General features: G+C 31.9%; 20 protein-coding genes and 1 pseudogene. 12 read left to right on the forward strand and 9 right to left on the reverse strand.

Annotated elements, in window-relative coordinates; translation table 11 throughout:
• Positions 1-61 precede the first annotated feature (61 nt).
• From VCM48_RS11385 to VCM48_RS11395, 3 genes are all read right to left on the reverse strand, one after another.
• Positions 62-1261: a multidrug transporter gene (locus tag VCM48_RS11385; protein WP_482270589.1), complete on the reverse strand. Its 1200-nt coding sequence runs from the start codon at positions 1259-1261 to the stop codon at positions 62-64.
• 43 nt (positions 1262-1304) lie between these two features.
• Positions 1305-4121 carry a TonB-dependent receptor gene (locus tag VCM48_RS11390; RefSeq protein ID WP_482270590.1) on the reverse strand — a complete coding sequence of 939 codons (2817 nt, stop codon included), beginning with the start codon at positions 4119-4121 and terminating at the stop codon, positions 1305-1307.
• Between the two features lie 134 nt (positions 4122-4255).
• A complete protein-coding gene (locus VCM48_RS11395; protein ID WP_482270591.1) occupies positions 4256-6586 on the reverse strand; it encodes a TonB-dependent receptor in 2331 nt (776 codons plus the stop codon).
• Positions 6587-6718: 132 nt separating this feature from the next.
• Here VCM48_RS11395 and VCM48_RS11400 point away from each other — a divergent pair, with 132 nt between their 5' ends.
• From VCM48_RS11400 to VCM48_RS11435, 8 genes are all read left to right on the forward strand, one after another.
• The gene (locus VCM48_RS11400) at positions 6719-7378 is read left to right on the forward strand and encodes a metal-dependent transcriptional regulator (RefSeq protein ID WP_440120574.1); all 660 of its coding nucleotides are present in this window, start codon (positions 6719-6721) and stop codon (positions 7376-7378) included.
• Between the two features lie 19 nt (positions 7379-7397).
• The gene (locus tag VCM48_RS11405) at positions 7398-8234 is read left to right on the forward strand and encodes a ZIP family metal transporter (protein ID WP_482270592.1); all 837 of its coding nucleotides are present in this window, start codon (positions 7398-7400) and stop codon (positions 8232-8234) included.
• 75 nt (positions 8235-8309) lie between these two features.
• Positions 8310-11435 (forward strand): UvrD-helicase domain-containing protein, encoded by a 3126-nt coding sequence (locus tag VCM48_RS11410; RefSeq protein WP_482270593.1) that lies wholly within the window; start codon positions 8310-8312, stop codon positions 11433-11435.
• A gap of 46 nt (positions 11436-11481) precedes the next feature.
• The gene (kbl, locus tag VCM48_RS11415) at positions 11482-12675 is read left to right on the forward strand and encodes a glycine C-acetyltransferase (RefSeq protein ID WP_482270594.1); all 1194 of its coding nucleotides are present in this window, start codon (positions 11482-11484) and stop codon (positions 12673-12675) included.
• Positions 12676-12794: 119 nt separating this feature from the next.
• Entirely contained in the window at positions 12795-14150 is a 1356-nt protein-coding gene (locus tag VCM48_RS11420) for an OmpA family protein (protein ID WP_482270595.1), read from the forward strand.
• Positions 14151-14319: 169 nt separating this feature from the next.
• Complete coding sequence (gene atpD, locus VCM48_RS11425; RefSeq protein WP_482270596.1) at positions 14320-15831, forward strand: F0F1 ATP synthase subunit beta; 1512 nt, start codon at positions 14320-14322, stop codon at positions 15829-15831.
• 43 nt (positions 15832-15874) lie between these two features.
• Entirely contained in the window at positions 15875-16168 is a 294-nt protein-coding gene (locus VCM48_RS11430) for a FoF1 ATP synthase subunit delta/epsilon (protein ID WP_274640851.1), read from the forward strand.
• Positions 16169-16266: 98 nt separating this feature from the next.
• Positions 16267-16548 carry a Sec-independent protein translocase subunit TatA/TatB gene (locus tag VCM48_RS11435; RefSeq protein ID WP_274640964.1) on the forward strand — a complete coding sequence of 94 codons (282 nt, stop codon included), beginning with the start codon at positions 16267-16269 and terminating at the stop codon, positions 16546-16548.
• Positions 16549-16574: 26 nt separating this feature from the next.
• Here the strand turns inward: VCM48_RS11435 and VCM48_RS11440 are convergent, their stop codons facing one another.
• Positions 16575-17039 carry an Lrp/AsnC family transcriptional regulator gene (locus VCM48_RS11440; protein WP_482270597.1) on the reverse strand — a complete coding sequence of 155 codons (465 nt, stop codon included), beginning with the start codon at positions 17037-17039 and terminating at the stop codon, positions 16575-16577.
• Between the two features lie 163 nt (positions 17040-17202).
• Between VCM48_RS11440 and VCM48_RS11445 the strand changes: the two are divergent.
• Positions 17203-18324: pseudogene (locus tag VCM48_RS11445) on the forward strand (histidine decarboxylase); the annotation flags it as partial.
• A 50-nt stretch (positions 18325-18374) separates the two neighbouring features.
• On the opposite strand, the gene VCM48_RS11450 reads toward VCM48_RS11445, so the two are convergent.
• The 5 genes from VCM48_RS11450 to VCM48_RS11470 form a co-directional block, all read right to left on the reverse strand.
• On the reverse strand, positions 18375-19016 hold the full coding sequence (locus VCM48_RS11450; RefSeq protein ID WP_482270598.1) for an O-methyltransferase: 642 nt from the start codon (positions 19014-19016) through the stop codon (positions 18375-18377).
• A 112-nt stretch (positions 19017-19128) separates the two neighbouring features.
• The gene (locus VCM48_RS11455; protein ID WP_274640855.1) at positions 19129-19389 is read right to left on the reverse strand and encodes a hypothetical protein; all 261 of its coding nucleotides are present in this window, start codon (positions 19387-19389) and stop codon (positions 19129-19131) included.
• A 7-nt stretch (positions 19390-19396) separates the two neighbouring features.
• Positions 19397-19969, reverse strand: coding sequence for a sigma-70 family RNA polymerase sigma factor (locus VCM48_RS11460; RefSeq protein WP_482270599.1), 573 nt, complete (start codon positions 19967-19969; stop codon positions 19397-19399).
• A 15-nt stretch (positions 19970-19984) separates the two neighbouring features.
• Positions 19985-20905, reverse strand: a complete 921-nt coding sequence (locus tag VCM48_RS11465) for a TolB family protein (RefSeq protein ID WP_482270600.1) — start codon at positions 20903-20905, stop codon at positions 19985-19987.
• A 5-nt stretch (positions 20906-20910) separates the two neighbouring features.
• Positions 20911-21384, reverse strand: a complete 474-nt coding sequence (locus VCM48_RS11470) for a nuclear transport factor 2 family protein (protein WP_482270601.1) — start codon at positions 21382-21384, stop codon at positions 20911-20913.
• A 166-nt stretch (positions 21385-21550) separates the two neighbouring features.
• On the opposite strand from VCM48_RS11470, the gene panB reads away from it, so the two are divergent.
• From panB to VCM48_RS11485, 3 genes are all read left to right on the forward strand, one after another.
• Positions 21551-22369: a 3-methyl-2-oxobutanoate hydroxymethyltransferase gene (gene panB / locus VCM48_RS11475; RefSeq protein ID WP_440120583.1), complete on the forward strand. Its 819-nt coding sequence runs from the start codon at positions 21551-21553 to the stop codon at positions 22367-22369.
• Positions 22370-22449: 80 nt separating this feature from the next.
• A complete protein-coding gene (locus VCM48_RS11480) occupies positions 22450-22767 on the forward strand; it encodes a four helix bundle protein (RefSeq protein ID WP_482270602.1) in 318 nt (105 codons plus the stop codon).
• A 50-nt stretch (positions 22768-22817) separates the two neighbouring features.
• Complete coding sequence (locus VCM48_RS11485; protein WP_482270603.1) at positions 22818-23768, forward strand: 2-hydroxyacid dehydrogenase; 951 nt, start codon at positions 22818-22820, stop codon at positions 23766-23768.
• Positions 23769-23781: the final 13 nt, after the last annotated feature.

Genomic DNA, 23781 nt, shown 5'->3' on the forward strand with positions numbered 1-23781 from the left:
AACTATAAAACAAAAAACCGAGCAACATGCTCGGTTTTTTTATTGTTAGGGGATGTAAGTTTTATTGTCTAGTCCATCCAGCTCCCCAGGTAGCATAGTCTGTACCAGTTGCAGTAGCATTTTCAGTAACGAAATCAGCATCAGTAAAAGTAACACCTGTATCATTTTTTACTTTAACAGTAACATCTTCAAATTTTACATCAGTAGCTTTTAAGTCACCAGAAGTAACACCATTACCAGTTGGGTTGTCAGCAGCATCACCATCTAAATCAAATCCTTCAGCAAAACCGATTAATAAAATATTGTTAAAAATACCTTGAGTACCTGCTCTTAAACGGATAGCTTCATTTGCAGTTCCAGAACCTAATCCTTCAATAGTTAAGTTAGTTACTGTTGGCTTAGAGAAAAACTTAGGGCTAGATAAGTTTCCTATATCAGTATTGTAACCGTCAGCTTCAATTCCTTTATCGTGATCAGTACCATGCTTTACATAGGCGTCTGTAATAGTACCAGAGTATCCTTCAGTCCAGTCGATAGAATCATCTTCAGCATTAACAACAGATACATTGTTCACATTTACAGTTCCTCCAAAGAACTCTACACCATCATCTTTTCCTTCAAACATTTGGATGTACTCTACAGTTGTTCCATTACCAACTCCGTAGAAAGAGAATCCATTGTTTTCTGATTGTCCATCAGCTTTTCCCCCTGAATATTCAACTCTTACGTAACGTAAAGTTCCAGAGTTGTCATCAGCTGTATCACCACCGTAAGGTAAACTTGCGATTTCAGAAGTTGAAGTAGCAGTACCACCAGCTACAGAGTTAATAGGAGCTTTACCTAATAAGATTAATCCTCCCCAGTCACCTGCATTAGGAGTAGTAGCGCTAGAAGTAAAGATAATTGGTTGGCTAGAAGTTCCATCGGCCATAATCTTTGCTCCTTGAGAAATAGCTAAATAAACATCTGCACCAGTAGCTGCAGCTTTAATAACTGTTCCAGCAGGAATTGTTAAAGTAGTACCATCTTCAAATATAGTTGGTCCTGTTATTGTGTATGATTTAGAAGCATCTAATGTTAAATCAGTAGTATAGTTTCCTTTCAATTCAACAACATTGTCATTGTCTGAGTCACCTCCACTATTATTTGTGTTATTTGTAACACTGTTATCATTAATAATAATATCTGCTGTATCATCATCCCCACATGAAGCAAATAACGTAGCTGCTAAAGCTAATCCTAATAAAAAATTATTTTTCATTGTTTTAAAGTTTAATTGTATTCTTTTATTGAGTTTATTTTTGTTAAAATTTGTATTTAAGTCCTAAGCTTATATTAGTTCCTCTTTTGTATTCAGATAGAGTTACATCTCCAATTGAAGTATTTTCTCTAACTCTTTTTATAGATGGATCTAGTAAGTTTTTAGCCTTTAAGTCAACTTCCCAGTTTTCACCGAATTTGTTTTTCCAAACAAAATCCACTGTAGGCACTCCTTTTTCAATAATATTCCCTAATTCACCAGCTCCTAAAGCATGAATTCTATCTGAGAAGTAAGAAAACACTAATGATGTGATAGGTTTGTAGTTTTTAAACTGAGTTGGAGTGTAGTTTAAGTTAGCATTAACTAAGAAAGGAGAGGCTCCTTGTAACTCATCACTATCTCTGTTAAATGTTGTAGCGTATCCTGATACTCCTTTAATTTCTTTTTTTAAGTCCTGATCAGTATGCATGTAGGTGAAGTTAACACCTGCAGACATTACAGTATCATCATCTTCGTCTTTAACTAAGTTTTTACGCATTTCAATTTCAATACCTGCTACAGTAGCCTTATCTCCAGTTCTGAAGTAACGTTGGTTACCAGCGGCACTATTTGCAATTACTAAGTTTACTGGGTCGTTGATTTGTTTACCGAAAGCTCCGATGGATAATAATTCATCTCTTGAAATAAACCATTCGTATTTTAAATCTAAGTTGAAGATTTTTGAAAATGAAGGGTTATCTAATAAATCTGGATTACCTCCAATTCTTTGTCCAATTCCTTCGTAAATAAAAGGAGCAACTTCTTTAAATTCTGGCACAGATACAGTTTGACTGAAATTGAAACGTAAGTTTTGATCTTCGTTTACAGCATATTTTACGTTTAAGCTAGGTAAGAAAAATGTTTCTGATGCATTTCTAAAACCAGGGTCATTAGGGTTAATGTTGATTACGTCGTAGGTAACTTCTTGGTTAAAAGACTCTATTCTAATACCAGGAACAAACACCCATTTTTCACCAGACTTAATTTCTCCTGAAATATATCCTGCATGTATTTTTAATGTACCATTGTAAGTGTTTTCATATAAACCAGGTAAACTAGCGATGTTGCTGTTTTCAAAACCAGGTAACTTTCTGAAAACATCTAGTTTAAAGATTTTTCCTGTTTGGTTTTTAAAAATTTGAGCATTATTAATATTGAAAATACTGTTAAAATTATTTACATCAGAAACTTCATATTTTGAATCTAAAATATCATAACCATACCTAATATTATTAAAGTCTCTTTCTTTAATTCTACCATTATAACCAAAATTTAAAGTTAGGTTGTCAGTAGCTTGGTAAGCTAAATTAACTCGACTGTTTAATTCTTCATCAATAATTTTTTGGAAATAACGTTGGTTGTCAAATGAGTTATTTGTATAAAATATGGCATTTGTATTAGGATCGTTATCTAAAGTATTTTGAAAATTTTCTAAGCTTATTCTCTTTCTATCTGGTTCATGAGCAAATACATTGTTATAACCAATTCCCCAGCTTAACTTAAGTTTATTGTCTTCGAACTTATGTTCTCCAGTTAATTGGTTAACAAAAACTAAGTCCTGATTGTATTGAACGTTCATTTGATAAAAACCTTCATCAGTATTATTCAAAGCGTCCCTGTTTTTACCTAAGCCTTTAAACCCATAATAACCTACTTCATCGCCAGAGTTATTTAAAAATAAAGATGTAAACTTAACTTTATTATTGTCGTCAATTCTATATAAAGCACTTAGCATTGCAGTTGTTGAAGTAGAATACTCGTATTCTTTTGCATTAGGATATTCTTTCTTAAATACATTTGTAAAGTCTACGACAGGTCCTTCTCTGTATTCAAAGTCTCTGCTGAATGAAGCAGTACCAAAAAGACTTAATCTACTACCGTTTTCAAAATCGAATGACTTACCAGCGTTCAGACCAATAGAATTGTTAATTGGACTCCCCGCATTTACAGGGTCAACACCGTGTGAAAGAACTACAGCAAAAGGGTTATGCTTAAAACGATTGTAATAACCAAAATTACCAGTCCCTTCACTTTTTCTGAAGTCTTCTCCCATAGCTCTAGAATTAACACCAGATCCAATGCTAACTTCTACAAATCCATTACCTCTATATTCTTTAGAAGAAATGTCAATATTACCAGCAGCAAAGTCTCCGTAAAAGTTTGATGAATATGCTTTGCTAATTGATACGTTTTGAATGATGTCAGATGGAAATAAGTTTAGGTCTATGTTTTTCTTGGCAATATCATTAGAAGGTAATGAAAGACCGTTCATCGTTGTGTTTAAATACCTATCTCCTAAACCACGTACATATACATTACTTGAACCTTCTTGTTTAGAAACACCAGATATTTTTGAAACAGCACCTGCAGCATCAGAAATACCTTTTGAAGAAAGCTCTTCTGCTCCTATACTTTCTTTTATTACTGTTGCCTTCTTTTGTTCTAATAATAAAGCACTAGCCTTATCTTTACTAGTAGAAGCCTTAATCTCAACTTCATCTAATGCAACCCCTTCATTTGCACCTAAGTCCTGATTAATTGTAATTGTTTCATTTGCTTTTACTAATATTGATTTTTCAACTGTTTGATAACCAACAAAACTAAAAACAATAGTTTGATTTCCTGCAGGTACACTAAGCGTGTACTTACCGTCCATATCGGTTGTCCCCCCGATTGAAGTTCCCTTAATAAAGACATTAGCAAAAGGTAATGCCTCGCCACTCATCTCTTTATCTGTTACAGTCCCCGTTACAGTTCCTTTACTTTGCGAAAAAGCAAAGTTGCAAAGGCTTAAAAGAGTAATAATTATTATTTTTTTCATTCTAACTAACTTGTGTTCTTAAATACCCTGCAAAAGTGATGTGGTATTGTAAACCTAATGTTAGTTAGAAATTACTATTGTATTATTAGAATGTTTCTTAAATGTTAACCAAAGAAATGTATGTTACCTAAATATTAATTACTAGAGAGTTTTAAGCCGAAAACGAAGGTTCTTGGTGTAGCGGGACCGTAGATAAAATTACTGTCACGTTCTTTACCTACGTCAAAATTTGATTGATATGCATCAAAAATATTTTTAATACCAGCGGTAAACTCTAGGTTAGTATTTAATTTTTCTATATTAAAAGTATAGCTACTGTTAATCCCTAAATTAAAAAAAGAAGGAGAGTTGAAGTATTCATCTGCTGTTAGGTTTTGGGGAGAAGCTAAATGCAGTACTTCCATACTACCTGTATATACTAAATTTAAAGCTGTCTTAAATTTTTGGTTTGGTGTATAGGTTGCTGTAGTATATCCATAGGTATTAGGAGTGCGTAAAAACTCTTCTTTTAAAGGAAGTTCGTCAGAATTGTTAACAGCTGAATTGTACTTACTAGACTGATAGGTGAAACCTGCATCTAATTGTAAAATACCATCATAGTTGAAGCGTGTTTCTAAAGTAATTCCTTTAACTACGGCGCCATCACCATTTCTTTTTTCAAAAACTTCACCAAATTCATCCTCTCCAATAGATTCTAAGTAAAAAGCATCCTTTAGGTTAGTATAAAAACTCTCGAAAGTGAATCCGTAAATATAATGTTCGGTAGGTTTATCATAATTAAAAGATAAGGTATAACTATTAGAACGTTCTCTTTTTAAGTCGTCAGATAGTAGTACCCGTGAAATTCCACCACCAGCAAAAGCAATATGTAAATCGGTGTCAAAAGCTTGTGGAGCTCTAAAGCCAGTTCCCCAAGTTCCTCTAATTTGTGTGTTTTCAAAAGGTTTAAACAGTAAAGATACTCGTGGACTAGCAACATTATTTACAATAGCTTTTTCAGTCCCGTTTTGCTTCAAAGCATTTAATTTGTGATTATCGTAACGAATACCTGTTAGTAAATTTAATTGTTTGTTTATTTCCCAATCGCTTTGGAAAAAGAATCCAAAGTTCTGAGTTAATTGATCTACTTTGTATTCGTATGCATCAATAACATCAAAAACATCATCTTGTACAAATTCACCACCTAAAGTTAGTACATTGTTTCCTCCTAAAAACTTCTCTAATTGATGATTGAATTGTAACCCTCCTTGAAAAGTAGTAGTTGTTGAGTTACCATAAGGAGGTTTAGCCAAGTGCTTAGTATCTTCATCAGTGCCAACGTCTGGTCGAATTCCAGTATAGTGTTCTCTGTCGGTATATTGTGTAGCGAAATAAGAAATTATAGAGCTTTTGTCATCATTAAAGTTAATTTGATAATCAATATTTCCTACATAAACATCATGAACACGTTCTTCCGATTGCATTGCAAAATGAGGGGCTTTATAAACCATTTCTCCACCATAACGGTATTCATTCATTTTACTAAAATTCACTTCTATCTTTTGATTATCTGTCGGAAGGAAAAATAAGTTAGTTCCAAATGAATTATTCTTTAATTCAGGTAATTCAGAAAAGTTATCACCGTTAGCATCGTACAATTCTTTTTTTCTATTATTAATAAAAAATGAAGCACCAGCGTTTCTGTCTTCATTTACTATAGTAGCATTTCCAGAAATTATGTGATCTGAAGCTCCTTTAATGTTTTGATAGGTATAGCCGATACTGTAATTGTTTTTTTTCGGAATTTTCGTAATAACATTTACTGTACCTCCAATAGCGCTCGAGCCATATAAAGCAGACCCACCACCACGAACAACTTCTATTCGTTCAATCATATTTGTAGGGACTTGTTCTAATCCGTATAATCCAGTTAGTGGACTAAAGATGGGGCGCCCATTAATTAAAATTTGAGAATATCCGCCAGCTAATCCATTCATACGAAGTTGCGTGTAGTTACAAGTCTGACAATCGGTTTCTACACGTAAACCAGTTTGAAACTTTAAACCTTCTGATAAATTACATGCTTGTACATCAGCCAAGGTTTGACTATTAATTACATTAACTATAACTGGGCTATTAGTTCTGCGTTTATCGGTACGAGTCCCGGTGACAGTAACTTGATCTAAAATTTCTGCAGTTTCAATCAATGTGAAATTGACTATTTTTTCTTGAGAAGAGTGTAGGGTAACAGTTTTTCTTTCTGATATAAAACCAATCATTGAAGAAACTAAAACGAATTTATTTTTCGTTGTTTCTAATGTATAGTTTCCAGACTCATCTGTGGTGGTCCCAATATCTGTTCCTTTTATAAATACATTAACAAAAGGAATGGTTTCTCCTGAAGAAGAAGTAACTTTTCCTTTAATTACTTGTCCGTTTACAATGCTTGATAATAATATAATTGCTATGGCAATATGATTTCTCATGTTGAAAATGGTTTCCTGTTGAACAGTTTTTAAATTAAAATTTTATGCAAATATAAATTATTTTTTAGTCTAGACTAAAAATATGTTTAATTAAATCAAAAACTATATATTTGTATACCTAAAAAAATCATAATGTTTAGTCAATCTGAAGAAAACTACATAAAAACAATGTATCATTTAGCGGCTGATTATAAAAAAGGAATCAGTACAAATGCAATAGCAAAAAAGCTAGATACAAAAGCGTCTTCAGTAACTGATATGGTTAAAAAACTATCAGAGAAAAATGTTGTTAGTTATAAAAAGTATCAGGGAGTAACGTTAACTGATTTTGGAAAAAAAACAGCTGCGAATATTGTTCGTAAACATAGATTATGGGAAGTTTTTTTAGTAGATAAACTAAACTTTTCTTGGGATGAAGTGCATGAAGTAGCGGAACAATTAGAGCATATAAAGTCTCCAAAATTAATTAATGAGCTGGATGCTTTTTTAGATTATCCAAAAAGAGATCCGCATGGAGACCCTATTCCAGATAAAGAAGGAAACCTGCAAATAATAGAAAAAAGCTTGTTGTCTACTTTAAAGAAAAATGAAATAGGAGTTTGTGTTGGAGTTGACGATAGCTCTTCAGAATTTTTGCGTTTTCTAGATAAACAAGAAATCGCCTTAGGAAAACAAATAAAAGTAGTCGAAAAAGAACCTTTTGATGGTTCTTTAGTCATAGAGATGGATGGTAAAACACTTTCTGTATCTAACAAAATAGCAAGTAACTTATATATTCAAAAACCACGTTAAAGAGACAATATTTTTATAAATGGATTTATTTAATCAATTAGTTAGTTTTGGGAAAGAACACCCTATTCAAGCAGCGTTATATGCTTCATTATTTACTTGGGGTTTAACTGCTTTAGGAGCAGCATTAGTTTTCTTTTTTAAAAAAATGAACCGAGCCGTTTTAGATGGAATGCTTGGTTTTACAGGAGGAGTGATGGTTGCGGCAAGTTTTTGGAGTTTGTTAGCACCAGCAATTGATAACAGTCCAGGAGAAGGATTTGTAAAAGTATTACCTTCAGCAATAGGTTTTGCTCTGGGAGCGTTGGCTTTATTTGGGATGGATAAGTTGTTGCCTCACTTGCATATAAACTTTAAAGAGCATGAAGTGGAAGGTGTAAAAACAGATTGGCATAAAACCACTTTGCTAGTTTTGGCAATAACTTTACACAACATTCCAGAAGGATTAGCTGTAGGTGTTTTGTTTGGAGCTGCTTCAACAATGGTAGGAGTTGAGCAAACAGAAATGATTATTGCTGCCATTTCATTAGCTATTGGTATCGGAATTCAAAATTTTCCAGAAGGATTTGCGGTAGCTATGCCTTTGAGAAGACAGGGAATAAGTCGTTTTAAAAGTTTTTGGTTCGGACAACTGTCAGCTATTGTAGAGCCAGTAGCAGCAGTTTTAGGAGCAGTAGCAGTATCGTTTTTTACACCTATTTTACCATATGCTTTGGCGTTTGCTGCAGGAGCAATGATTTTTGTAGTGGTAGAAGAAGTAATTCCAGAAACCCAACGAGACAAATATACCGACATTGCAACTCTAGGTTTTATAGGTGGATTTATAGTAATGATGTCTTTAGACGTTGGTTTAGGGTAGAGATTAAATAATAATAAACTTAAAAAGCTAAACAAATCCTGTTTAGCTTTTTGTATTTTGCATAAAATTTAATTAGTGCAGCAACCATCTATTTTTCAAGTATACAACGCCTCTGCGGGTAGTGGTAAAACATTTACTCTAGTAAAAGAGTACCTAAAAGTTTTACTAAGGTCTGAAGATATTTTCCGTTTTCAAAAAATATTGGCAATTACGTTTACCAACAAGGCAGCAGGAGAAATGAAAGAGCGTGTGTTGGACAATCTACAAGATTTTGCTGATGGAAAAAGCAATGACTTGCTAGAAATTATCCTAGAAGAAAATTCACTTGATAGAACCGTAGTGAAAGATCGAAGTAAGAAGATATTGAATGAAATTCTTCGGAATTATTCTGCGTTTTCAATCACAACAATTGATAGTTTTACACATAAAATAATTAAAAGTTTTGCCTACGATTTAGGATTGCCTTTAAATTTTGAAGTGGAAATGGATGCTGTTTCTTTATTAAATGAAGCAGTAGATGTGCTAATTTCAAAAATAGGAAGTGATGAAACATTGACTAAATTATTGATAGATTTTTCGCTTGATAAGGCAGATGACGATAAATCTTGGGATATTTCTCGTGAATTAAACGAGTTTTCCAAAATTTTATTGAATGAAGATGATACTAAGCACTTTAAAAAACTAGCTGATAAACAACTTGCTGATTTTACCGATTTAAAAACCAAGATTTCAAAACACCAAATACATATAAAAAACAGATGGAAAGAGGTTGGAGATGAAGCATTGAGAGTGATTGAATCAGTAAAGTTAGATCATAAAGATTTTTATCGATCGATGTTGCCAAATCATTTTGTAGCACTAGCCAGTAATCCTGAAAAAGCAAAGTTTTTTGATCAAAGCAAATTAAGAGAGCGAATTGAGGAGAGTAATTTTTATTCCAAGTCAAAACCAGAAGATGTAAAATCTGCTATTGAAGGAGTTTTACCAGAACTACTAAAGATGTATACAGAATCGGAACAATTATATCAACAGTTTTCAATGAATAAACTAGCATTGAAAAGTATTATTCCGTTAGCGGTTTTAAACAATATCAATCAAGAATTAACACATTTAAAAGAAGAAAATAATTTAAGATTGAATGCTGAATTTAATCAGCTAATTTCGGAAAATATTAAAGACCAACCTGCACCTTTTATTTATGAGCGAATTGGGCAGCGTTTTATGCATTATTTTATTGATGAAATGCAAGATACATCAACCTTGCAATGGCAAAATTTAATTCCGCTAATAGATAATGCATTAGCACAAGAAAATAGTAATTTGTTATTGGTAGGTGATGGAAAACAAGCAATTTATCGTTGGCGTGGAGGTAAATCAGAACAATTTATAGGATTAGGTTCAGAAAAAGATAACCCATTTCAAATTTCTAAAGAAGTAAAAACCTTAGAAACCAATTTTAGAAGTTATGCTGAGGTGATTAACTTTAATAATCAGTTTTTTCAACATACTGCAAATTTCTTACAGAATGACTCTTACAAACAATTGTTTGTTGAAGGAAATAAACAATTAACAACAACTAAAAAAGGAGGCTTTGTCTCACTATCTTTTTTAGAAAAAGAAGAAGATAAGGAGCAAGAGAAAAATAAATACCCGAAGAAGATTTTAGAACTTGTTAAAAGTTTAGAGACTGAATTTTCGCTAGATGAAATTTGTATTCTAGTTCGTAAAAAGAAAGATGGAATTACAGTAGCGAATTACTTATCTGAAAATGGAATTGATATAGTTTCTTCAGAAACATTACTATTAGAAAACAGTTCAAAAGTCAACTTTATAGTAAACACGCTACAGATAATTCAGCATCCAAACGATAAAGAAACCTGTTTAGAAATGTTGTATTTTTTACATGAGCATTTAAAGGTCTTGGAAGACAAGCATTCGTTTATAGCTAAGTTAATACATCAGTCTAATAAAGCTATTTTTCAAGAATTAAAAGATTATGAAACATCCTTTGAATTGTCGATGTTTCATCAGTTACCTTTTTACGAAAAAATAGAGGAAATTATTAGAGGATTTCAATTAGTCACTTATTCAGATGCTTATGTACAATTTTTTTTAGATGTAGTTCTGGAACAACAACGAAAAGGAACAAGTATTCAAGAATTTTTAGATTATTGGTCAGAGAAAAAAGATAAATTAAGTATTGTAGCTCCAGAAAGTGGGAATGCTGTACAAGTAATGACAATTCATAAATCAAAAGGGCTAGAGTTTCCAGTAGTTATTTTTCCGTATGATTTAGATGTTTATAGACAAATAAATCCTAAAGTTTGGTTAAATGAATTGCCAGGGAATTATGACAAATTTAAAGAATTACTCGTTCCTTTCAATAAAGATTTGAGTTATGTGAATGATAGAGGTTCTGAGATTTACCAGCAACAAAGAGAAGAGTTAGAGCTAGATAATTTCAACTTATTATATGTAGCACTTACAAGAGCTGTGGAGCAATTATATATTGTAACAGAAAGGAAAATTTCATCCAAAGGTGAAGAAAACACGAATTTTTACTCAGGAGTATTTATTAACTATCTAAAAAAGGTTGGTGAATGGAGTGATGAGGTTTTAGAATATTCCTTTGGGAATAAAGAAAGGGTAAGTGTTTTAAAGGAGAAAACATCAGGAGTTCAAATACAAGAAGGTTTTATATCCACACCGTGGAAAGAACATAATATTCACATGTTAGCAAGTGCATCAAAATTGTGGGATACCGAGCAAGGTAAAGCTATTGAGTTTGGTAATTTGATTCATGAAATGATGGCAGAAATTATTACAAAAGATGATATTGAAAAGGTTGTTTATCGTTATGAACAACAAGGGATTTTGCCTCAAGAAAAATTATCTGAAGTAATAAAAAGCATACAGCAAATAGTAAATCATTCTAAATTAAAAGAATACTTTTCTGAAGAAGTTGTAGTGTTTAACGAGAGAGAAATTGTAGATGTTGATGGGCAAATAGTAATCCCAGACAGGTTGATCTTTAATCAAGGTAACGAAGCAGTAATTATTGATTATAAAACAGGAAAACCGTCTAAAGCATATCATCAGCAATTATTGCGATATGGAAGAGTATTACAAACGTTGAATTTTAAGGTATTGAAAAAACTACTTATATATATTGACGAAGAAATTTTGGTTGAAGAAGTATAACAACTAACTTTGAACTTTTATAGCAAACAACTTTCAAACATAAATTATGTACGGAAAAATAAAAGAACAATTACAACAAGAAATTCAGGATATAAAAGATGCTGGATTATATAAGTCAGAGCGTATAATTACTTCATCACAAGATGCAGTGATTAAAATATCTACAGGAGAAGAAGTAGTTAATTTTTGTGCTAACAACTATTTAGGATTGTCAAATCATCCAGAAGTAATTCAAGCGGCAAAAGATATCATGGATACACATGGTTTTGGAATGTCGTCTGTACGTTTCATTTGTGGAACACAAGATATTCACAAACAATTAGAACAAAAAATAGCTGATTTCTATACTACAGAAGATACCATTTTATATGCTGCAGCTTTTGATGCAAACGGAGGAGTTTTTGAGCCTTTGTTAACTAAAGAGGATGCTATTATTTCTGATAGTTTAAATCATGCATCTATCATTGATGGAGTTCGTTTGTGTAAGGCAGCACGTTATCGTTATAATAACAATGACATGGCTTCTTTAGAGGAACAGTTAATTGAAGCAAACAAACAAGGGCATCGTTTTAAAATTATTGTAACTGATGGTGTTTTTTCTATGGACGGAATTGTAGCAAAGCTTGATGAAATTTGTGATTTAGCAGATAAATATGATGCTATGGTGATGGTGGATGAATGTCATGCGGCTGGGTTTATCGGAAAAACAGGGCGTGGAACTGTAGAATTGAAAAATGTAATGGATCGTGTAGATATTGTTACAGGAACCTTAGGAAAAGCACTTGGAGGAGCCATGGGAGGATATACTACAGGTAAAAAAGAAATTATTGAAATTTTACGTCAACGTTCACGTCCGTATTTATTTTCAAACTCATTAGCACCAGCAATAGTAGGAGCTTCATTAAAAGTATTTGATTTATTATCTAATGATACTACATTACGTGATAAATTAGAATGGAATACAAACTATTTCCGTGAAGAAATGGAAAAAGCAGGTTTTGATTTAGTAGGAGCTGATGCAGCAATTGTGCCAGTGATGTTGTATGATGCAAAACTGTCGCAAACTATGGCAAATAAGTTATTAGAAGAAGGAATTTATGTAATAGGTTTCTTTTATCCTGTAGTTCCAAAAGAGCAAGCAAGAATTCGAGTTCAATTATCAGCAGCTCATGAAAAAGAACATTTAGATAAGGCAATAAACGCATTTATCAAGGTTGGAAAAGAGTTGAAAGTGATATAAAATAGTCGTTCAAAAACTTGCTTTTATTGTAAGTTTTTGTAGATTTGTTTTTGTAAATAAGTTTGAACAACTTACATTTGCGTAATATATAAACGAACTTTTAATTTAAATTTTTAATAATGAAACAATTAAAATTAGCTGTGATGGCTTTATTTGCGTTTGCTGCTGTAAACGTTAGCGCACAGGATTCAGACAACCCTTGGGCGGTTGGTTTCGGGGTTAACGCAGTAGACGTTAGGATCCCTTCAGATTTTGGAGATTATGCTAAAGATTATATCGGTACTAGTGACTGGAATATCTTACCATCAATTTCAAGAGTAACTGTTGATAGATATTTAAACGATGGTTTTACTTTACAATTAGCAGGGTCTTTAAACAAGATTGAGACTTTCCGTACAAAAGATGATATGGATGAGCTTTACTGGGCTATCGATGCTAACGTAAAGTATGACTTAAACAACTTAGTAGGTAACACTGGTTGGTGGGATCCTTATGTATACGTTGGTGGAGGTTATACTTCTTTAGCTGATGAAGGTGAAGGTATGTTAAATGCTGGTGCTGGATTCAACGTTTGGTTTAACGATAACTTAGGTTTAAATTTCCAAACAGGAGGAAAGAAAGAATTTGCTGATAAAGTAAGAGATCACTTCCAACACTCAATTGGTTTAGTATTTAAGTTCGGAGGAAAAGATACTGACGGAGACGGAGTATATGATAAAGATGATGCTTGTCCAGAAGTTGCTGGATTAAAAGAATTCAACGGATGTCCTGATACTGACGGAGACGGAATCAAAGATTCTGACGATGCTTGTCCAGAAGTTGCTGGTTTAGCTGCTTTAAATGGTTGTCCTGATGCTGATGGTGATGGTATCGCTGATAAAGATGATGCTTGTCCAACTGAAAAAGGAACTAAAGCTAACAACGGATGTCCTGATGCTGACGGAGACGGTGTTGTAGACGGAAAAGATAAGTGTCCAAACGAAGCTGGTCCAGCTGCTAACAACGGATGTCCTTGGCCAGATACTGACGGAGACGGAGTATTAGACAAAGATGATAAATGTCCAAACGAAGCAGGTGTAGCATCTAACAACGGATGTCCTGAAGTAGTAATCAAAGAAGAAGCTGTTAAGAAATTAAACGAGTTCGCAAGAGCTATCTACTTTAACTCAGGTAAAACTTCATTCAGAAAAGGAGTTACTGGTAAATTAGATTTAATCGCAGGAATTATGAAGGAGTACCCTAAAGCTAACTTTAGCATTCAAGGTCACACTGATAGTTCAGGATCTAACACTTTAAACCAAAGATTATCTGAAAAAAGAGCTAAAGCTGTTTTAGATTACTTAATCACTAAAGGAGGAATCGATTCAAAAAGATTAACTTCTGCTGGATTTGGTGAAGACTACCCAATTGCTGATAACAAGACAAGAGCTGGTAGAGCTGAAAACAGACGTGTTGAGATTAAATTAGTAAAGTAATTTAATTACAATTATAACATCAATAAAGGCCTCACATTCGTGAGGCTTTTTTTTATGGAAAAATACTTCGAAAGGTTTTTTAAATTCCACTAAAAAAATTACCTTTGCACCTTGAAAAAATGAGTTAAAACTCATATAGTAAATAAAATAACTTTAATTACATATAGTAATGTCTACAATAACAGGTAAAGTTTCTCAAATTATTGGTCCAGTAATCGATGTTGAGTTTAATACAGAAAATGCTGAATTACCAAAGATTTATGATTCGTTAGAAATTAAAAAAGCAGACGGTTCAACTTTAGTTTTAGAAGTTCAACAACACATTGGTGAAGATACAGTTCGTACCATTTCTATGGATGCAACTGATGGTTTACAAAGAGGGCAAGAAGTAGTTGCTACTGGTAACCCAATTCAAATGCCAATAGGTAATGATATCTACGGTCGTTTATTTAATGTAACAGGTGATGCTATTGATGGATTAGGAGATTTACCTAAAGAAGGTGAAGCTGGTTTACCAATTCACCGTCAAGCTCCAAAATTTGAAGAATTATCAACTTCTACCGAAGTGTTATTTACTGGAATTAAAGTAATTGATTTAATTGAGCCTTATGCAAAAGGAGGTAAGATTGGATTATTTGGTGGAGCAGGAGTAGGAAAAACAGTATTAATTCAGGAGTTAATTAACAACATTGCAAAAGGACACGGAGGTTTATCTGTATTTGCAGGAGTTGGAGAAAGAACTCGTGAAGGAAACGATTTATTACGTGAGATGTTAGAGTCTGGAATTATCAAATATGGTGATGATTTCATGCACTCTATGGAAGATGGTGGATGGGATTTATCTAAAGTAGATAAACCAGGAATGAGAGATTCAAAGGCAACTTTCGTATTCGGTCAGATGAATGAGCCACCTGGAGCACGTGCTCGTGTAGCTTTATCTGGATTAACAATTGCTGAGTATTTCCGTGATGGAGCTGGTGAAGCTCAAGGAAAAGACGTATTATTCTTCGTTGATAATATCTTCCGTTTTACTCAAGCAGGTTCTGAGGTATCGGCTTTATTAGGTCGTATGCCATCAGCGGTGGGTTATCAACCAACATTAGCAACAGAAATGGGAGCAATGCAAGAGCGTATTACTTCTACTAAAAAAGGTTCTATTACATCTGTACAAGCAGTTTATGTACCTGCAGATGATTTAACGGATCCAGCACCAGCAACAACATTTGCTCACTTAGATGCTACTACTGTATTATCTCGTAAGATTGCAGAGTTAGGTATTTACCCAGCAGTAGATCCATTAGATTCTACTTCAAGAATTTTAACTGCTGATATTTTAGGAAATGAACACTATAACTGTGCACAAAGAGTAAAAGAAATTTTACAACGTTATAAAGAATTACAAGATATTATCGCAATTTTAGGTATGGAAGAATTATCTGAAGAAGATAAATTAGTAGTTCACAGAGCTCGTCGTGTACAACGTTTCTTATCTCAACCATTCCACGTAGCAGAGCAGTTTACAGGGATACCAGGTGTATTAGTAGATATTAAAGATACTATCAAAGGATTCAACATGATTATGGATGGAGAATTAGACAAGTATCCTGAAGCTGCATTCAACTTAAAAGGATCAATTCAAGAAGCAATTGATGCTGGAGAGAAAATGTTAGCAGAAGCGTAATTAATTGCCTTAAGCAAAAGCTTAAAGCCTAAAGCATTAAAGTATGTATTTAGAAATTGTAACACCAGAAGCTATCTTATTTTCATCTGAAGTTGATTCTGTAGTAGTGCCAGGTGTAAATGGAGAATTCCAAATGTTAAATAATCACGCACCAGTGGTGTCTATTTTAAATGAAGGAAGAGTAAAAGTACATGTACATACTCAAGAGCATTTAGTTTTTGATGATTTACATGGAAGCATCGAAAGGTTACCAGAAGATGATAAAATTTTGACTTTAAAAATTAAGTCTGGAACCATAGAAATGAAAGACAATAAAGCGATTATTCTTGCAGATTAATTCGTTTTAAGTATAAAAATAAAAAGCCAAGCAAATATTGTTTGGCTTTTTTTTATTCAGTAAAGAATACCAGATTGAATTTAATTATCTTTGCAGTGATGAATGGAATATTTTTATTTATTGGAGGACCAGAGATTTTTGTAATCCTGTTGATAGTAGTCATGTTATTTGGAGCGGATAAAATTCCGGAAATAGCAAGAGGGCTTGGAAAAGGTATGCGTCAAATTAAAGATGCTACTAATGACATTAAAAAAGAAATTAATGATAGTGCAAAAAATCAAGGTATAGATACGGATTTTGTGAGAGATATTAATAAGGAAGTGAACGAAGTTAAAGACAATATAGATGATTTTACAGGTCCTATAAAAAGGAATCGTTAAAAAATAGAAATGGTGTAGTTTGCAAACTACACCATTTCTATTTTTGTGGTGTTCTTTACCTGTTTCATGACAAATGAACTTTGAATATTTGAAATAACTTCTAACTGCGATAATTTTTTTAACACAAAATCTTGATATTCGTTCATATCTTTTAAAACAACTTTTAGTAAAAAATCATAGACTCCAGCTATATAAGATACTTCTACTATTTCATCTATTTTAGACATATAATCCTCAAACTCTTTAAAAGCAGTTTCTTGATGTTTAACAAGTGTTACTTGACAATACACAATTAAATTTTTATCAATGGTTTCTAAATTTAATAAGGCAACATACTTATCTATAATCCCATTTAATTCCATCTTTTTTATTCGCTCATGAGTTGGAGTAATAGACAGGTTTACTTTACTTGCTAGTTGTTTAATGGATTGTTTGCAGTCTTTTTGCAGCTCATCTAATAGTTTTTTATCCACATTATCTAGTTGTTCCATGGTAAGTTTTTCTGTTTTAAAACACTTTTAATGTTGTTAATAGTTTTAATTGCTGTTTAATAGTTAAAAATAGTTATTTTTTTCTTTGTTTAAGTGTTTTAAGTAGGTTTTTATTCTTTAAAAGTATATTTGTTAAGTGATTTAATAACATTTAAAACAGGTAGATATGAGTAGAATAAATGAAATTTATAACAGAATTAATGAGGCTTCATCTAATTTTTTAGGTTATCCTTTAGCAAAAGATTTTAACTACAGTGAATTTGCACCTTTTTTAAATTTATGTATCAATAATGTCGGGGACCCAGAATCTCCTTCAACTTTATCAATAGACACGAAGGATATAGAAAGAGAAGTCATTAGTTTTTTCGCTGATATATTATCATCTTCAACTAATGATGTATGGGGATATGTTACGAATGGAGGAACAGAAGGAAATCTTTATGGCCTGTATTTGGCTAGAGAAAGTTTTAATAATCCTGTAGTATATTATAGCGAGTCTACACATTATAGTGTTAAAAAGAATTTACACCTACTAAATTTAAAGAATATAGTAGTGAGAAGTCAAGATAATGGTGAGATAGATTATGATGATCTAGAAAGTCTTATAACTCTTCATAGAGATAAACCAGCAGTTTTCTTTTTAAACATAGGTACAACAATGACTGAAGCTGTAGATGATTTAGATAAAATTAAAGGTATTATCAAAAAATATGCTATTAAAGATTATTATATCCATTGTGATGCAGCATTTTTAGGATGTATTGCTCCTTTTGTCGACCCTAAACCAAAGTTTGATTTTGCAGAAGGGATTGATAGTATTTCTATATCTGGACATAAATTTATTGGTGGACCAATACCCTGTGGAATTGTTTTAGCAAAAAGAAAGCATAGAGATAGAATTGTAAACTCAGTTTCTTATGTTGGAACTTTAGACACAACCATTACAGGTTCAAGAAATGGTTTAACTCCATTATTATTATGGTCTTTTATTGAAAAATACGGGAAAGATGGTCTAATTACAAGAGCTAGAAAGTCTCAAGAATTAGCAGCGTATACAGAGCAAAGGTTAAAAGAGATAGGAGTTAAAACATGGAGAAATAATGAGGCGCTTACAGTAGTTTTAGAGAAACCTTCTGAAGCTTTATGTAAAAAGTATCAATTAGCATCAGAAAACAAAATGGCACATATTATTTGTGTTCCTGGTACAAAAAAAGAACAAATAGATGCTTTTATTAAAGATTACGAAAAAGAATTATTTGTAGCTGAAAGATTAACTTATAATTAAAAACATATTTTAAAAAGAAAGAGTAAACCTTTTTGGTTTACTCTTTCTTTTTAAATAACTCTACTAATAGTTAATCCGTCTCGTATGGGTAGTAATACTGTTTCTAAGCGACTATCTTCATTTAAAACTCTATTATACTCTAAAAGAATTTTAGTATCTGTATCTTTAGGGTCTAGTTCTTCAACAACTTTTCCACTCCATAAGACATTGTCAGATAAAATTACTCCTCCTTTATTCATTTTTTCAATAATTAGATGAAAATAATTTACATAATTAGACTTGTCAGCATCTATAAATACTAAATCAAATTTAGAATCGATAGTGGGAATAATATCTATAGCATTACCAACATATTGTGTTATTTGGTCTTTGTAATCAGATTTTTGAAAGTACTTATATTGAAGTTCTTCCAATTCTTCATTTTTATCAATTGTATAAAGTTTTCCTTCTTTAGATAATCCTTCAGCTAAACATAAAGCAGAATACCCAGTGTAAGTACCAATTTCTAAAATTGATTTGGGCTGAATTAATTTTGAAATCATAGATAAAACCCTTCCTTGAAAAGCTCCACTTAACATACGAGGGTTTAAAACCTTTTGCCAAGTCTCTCTACCTAATTCTTGTAGTATTTTTGGTTCAGCTTGAGAATGTTTAACAACATAATTATCTAATTCTTCAGGTAAAAAATGCATGTGGGTTGTTTTTAATGCGCAAAATTAAAAAAACGGAATTTATTGCTATAATAAATTCCGTTTCAATCTAACAAAAAATCAAAAAATGGTTTTTTTAAAAAACCAAAATTGTTTAATTAAGTTTACTTAATTGTTCTTTTAATTCCTGCTTGTCTTTGCTTGACAAACAAGCTTTATCTTTATTACAGTTATTAGTTTTTACTTTCAAAATTTGTGACATCTTCTTGTTTTGTTTAGAGTATAAAGCACATACTTTACACACAAACAAATGCCAATTAAGTTGTAATTTTTCATATACTGAGGCTTCTCCATATTGACTTTTATCGCAAATGGTTGTGGCTTCATCACATGTAATTTTAAAAAATTTAAACATTGTATTTTTACTTATTAAACCAATTTTTTTCCATACAGCTTCTCAATTGTGTTCTAGCTCTATGAATGATAACCCATAGGTTTGACGGAGAAATATTTAGCTCCTTACAAATATCTTCAGTTTCAAACTGTTGTATGGTTTTCATTTTAAAAACCATGGCATATTTTTCAGGAAGGTTATCAATACATTTATCTAATTGATCTTTTAATTCTTCATTTTCAATATCCTTATCAGCATCATTACCCCAAGTTTGTGGTACTCGTTCTTCAATCCAACTACCTTGATTTTCACCACTATCATAAAAACTCATTCTAACTTCAGCTTGTCCTTTTTTTGAGTTTATTTTTCGATAGTAATCTATTATTTTTCTTTTTAAAATTGAAACTAACCATGTTCGTTCAGTGGATTTTCCTTCAAAATTCTTTGCAGACTTTAATCCTGCAAAAAAAGTTTCTTGCACTAAATCTTTAGCAACATTAGAGTTATTTACACGCACAACAGCATAATTAAACAGGTAATCAGCATAATTGTCTACCCATTTATCAGGAGATAAAGTATTTGATGGATTTGTTAGATTCATTAAATCAAAGATAAGTTATTTTTTGGGGAAATAAGTAACGTAAATTCTACTTAGTCCATTGGGGGCGTTTTTAATAAAATCAATTATTTCTTCAAAGCTTTTCTTTTCATTTAATTTATTTGTGATAGCACTTTTGCTAGTTGTATAGTAAATTTTATTATTTGTAAAATCTACAAAAGGACAATAATCCAGTTTTTTTGAATTGAGGTTAGTTAAGTGTTTAGCAGGCAACCATTTGTTATTATTTCCTTTTTTACTTAAGTATAAATCACCTCTACCTAAATCGTCTTTTCTTCCGTAAGAAGTAAAAATTATAAAGCTTTCATCTGGAGCGACGAAGGCATTAAACTCGTATTTATCAGAGTTTACTCCAGAGCCAAGAGAAACAGGCGTAGTATATTTTCCATCCACAAGCTTACTTACATAAATATCTTCTTTGCCTTTAGAATTTTCATACTCTGCTGTGAAAAATAAATCACCTTTTTCTGTTACTGAAGGATAAAATTCGTTGGCAGAAGTATTAATTATTGAACCAACATTTATAGGATTAGACCAACTATCAGACAAAGATTTTCGTGTTACATACCAAATATCCATATCTTTTTTTACCTCTCCTGAATCATTGTTCTTTCTATTAGAAGCAAAAAAAAGTTTTAATCCGTCAGGAGATAAAAATGGTTCTAAGTCCTTGTATTGTCCGGAAAAACTAACCACCTCGGGTTTTTTCCATTCTCCATTTACTTTTTTTGAATAGGCTATAAAAGAGTATTCTTTTAAATAACTTTCAACAGTAAAATAAAATTCATTTTGGTTTTTACTCATCGAAAAATCCCTGATATTAGGTAGTCCATTAAATAATTCAGGAAGGAATAATTCAGGTTTTTGTGCAAAACCAAAACAGGAAATAAATAAAAAAAGAAATCCAATTTTTTTCATAAAGATTACTGCTTAAGAGCTTCACAATTATCTTTACGTCTCATATCAACTAAGTATATGATTTCCCATTTTCCATTATTATTGAAAAGCTGAAAAGAATTTGCTCCACAATGACTAAACTTATCGTTTAAATAAAACTCATAAGGTGTCCAAACAGAAGCTAAATTACCATCTACTTTAATATCCCATGATAATAATTTTTCTAAATAAGTATGTTCAGGTTTTTTATTAGCAATATTAGTAAGTAGTTTGGTTTTACTTTCGGTAACTAAAACTTTTTTGCCTTCTTTATTTGTAAAAGTAGTTTGAATGTTAATTGTAGAATTAAGAGTAGAACTTACTAATGTACTGTCACCTTTATGTAATCCTTCAAAAAAGGTTTCAATAGTATTTTTAATGGCTTTTTTTTCTGAGTTTTCTTGTGCACTTACCATAGTTGTAAGAACAAAAACGATTAGTAAAGTAAAAATCTTTTGCATGTTAGTTTAGTTTAGCTAGGTAAAACTATTAAAAAAATAAACGGATAAAGTATAATTAACAGAAGATTAACGAGGTTAAAAAAGTAAAAAACGAAAGGCTTAAAGGTTCATAATAAATAAAACCACTAAATAATTATGTATTTTTACAATCCATAAAACAAAAGAAATGTCAGTAGCAAAAAAACAATATAAAAGAATTACCACTAAATCTCTTGTTGAAATGAAAGCAAATGGAGAGAAAATCTCAATGCTTACAGCTTATGACTATACCATGGCAAAAATTGTTGATGGTGCAGGAATAGATGTAATTTTAGTGGGAGATTCAGCGTCAAATGTAATGGCGGGTCATGAAACTACATTACCTATTACATTAGACCAAATGATTTATCATGCAAGTTCTGTAGTAAGAGGAATTGATCGTTGCTTAGTAGTGGTTGATTTACCTTTTGGTAGCTATCAATCAGATCCTAAAGAAGCATTACGCTCAGCTATTCGAATCATGAAAGAAAGTGGAGCGCACTCAATAAAATTAGAAGGAGGTAAAGAGATAAAAGACTCTATCAAACGAATTTTAAATGCAGGTATTCCTGTAATGGGACACCTAGGATTAACTCCACAGTCTATTTATAAGTTTGGAACTTATACAGTAAGAGCAAAAGAGGAAGAAGAAGCAGAAAAATTAATGAAAGATGCTTTAATGCTAGAAAGGTTAGGATGTTTTGCTATTGTATTAGAAAAAGTTCCAGCAAAGTTAGCACAAAAAGTAGCAGAAGCTTTAACAATTCCAGTAATAGGAATTGGAGCAGGAGGAGGTGTTGATGGACAAGTGTTAGTGATGCATGATATGTTAGGAATGACACATGAGTTTAATCCTCGTTTTTTACGTAGGTATTTAGATTTACATACAGAAATGACTAATGCTTTTGAGCAGTATATTACTGATGTGAAAAATCAAGACTTTCCAAACGAAGAAGAACAATATTAATTTAGATTTTTAGATAGTTGGATTATTCGATTTCTAGAAGTTAAGAGATGCATAGATATAAGGATTTTAAATTTTGGCAAGTGAGTAGATCTTTTTGCAAAGACATTTATTTACTCACATCAAAATTTCCTGAAGATGAAAAGTACGGATTAGTTTCTCAATTGAGAAGAGCTTCAGTATCTATTCCCTCAAATATAGCTGAAGGTTGCTCAAGAACATCCAATAAAGATTTTGCTAGGTTTCTGGTAATTGCATTAGGCTCATGCTATGAGGTTGAAACTCAATTATTACTTAGTTATGATTTGGGTTTTATCTCTAAAACTGATTTAGAAAATTATACAGAAACTTTAATGAGTGTAGTGAAAATGATGTCTAAATTCAATTCAACATTAAGCTAAATATAACTATCAAAAATTCTAAATATCCAACCATCTAATAATCTATTTTAATGAAAATACTTCATTTAGATACGAATCATCCTCTTTTAATAAATCAACTAAAGAGTTTAGGTTTTGAAAATTATGAGGACTATACTTCTTCAAAATCAGAAATTGAAGATAAAATTCACGAGTATGACGGAATTATTATTCGTAGTCGATTTACCATAGACAAACAATTTTTAGATAAAGCAACAAACCTTAAATTTATAGGGCGAGTAGGAGCTGGTTTAGAAAATATTGATTGTGATTATGCAGAAAAGAAAGGAGTACGTTTAATATCAGCACCAGAGGGAAATCGAAATGCAGTCGGAGAACATACCTTAGGAATGCTACTTTCTTTATTTAATAAGCTTAATAAAGCAGATAAAGAAGTACGAGAAGGAAAATGGTTGAGAGAAGAAAATAGAGGAATAGAATTAGATGGAAAAACTGTTGGAATCATAGGTTATGGTAATATGGGAAAAGCCTTTGCTAAAAAACTTAGAGGCTTTGATGTTGAAGTGATTTGCTACGATATTAAACCAAATGTAGGTGATGAAAATGCTCAACAAGTTTCTTTAGATGAGCTTCAAAAAAGGGTTGATGTTTTAAGTTTACACACCCCACAAACAGAACTTACCATGAAAATGGTGAGCTCAGATTTTATCAATAATTTTTCTAAACCTTTTTGGTTGTTAAATACAGCCAGAGGAAAATCAGTAGTGACAAAAGATTTGGTTGGGGCTTTACAATCAGGAAAAGTTTTAGGAGCAGGTTTAGATGTATTGGAGTATGAGAAAAAATCTTTCGAAAATCTATTTACTAATCAAAAAATGCCTGAGGCATTTCAGTATTTAATAAATGCAGAAAATGTATTGCTTTCTCCACACGTTGCTGGTTGGACCGTAGAAAGTAAAGAAAAGCTAGCGCAAACTATTGTAGATAAAATCAAAGAAAACTATCGCATTGAGAAATTTTAAAAAAGAGAATAAG

The sequence above is a fragment of the Tenacibaculum sp. DPLXC6 genome (assembly GCF_056815515.1).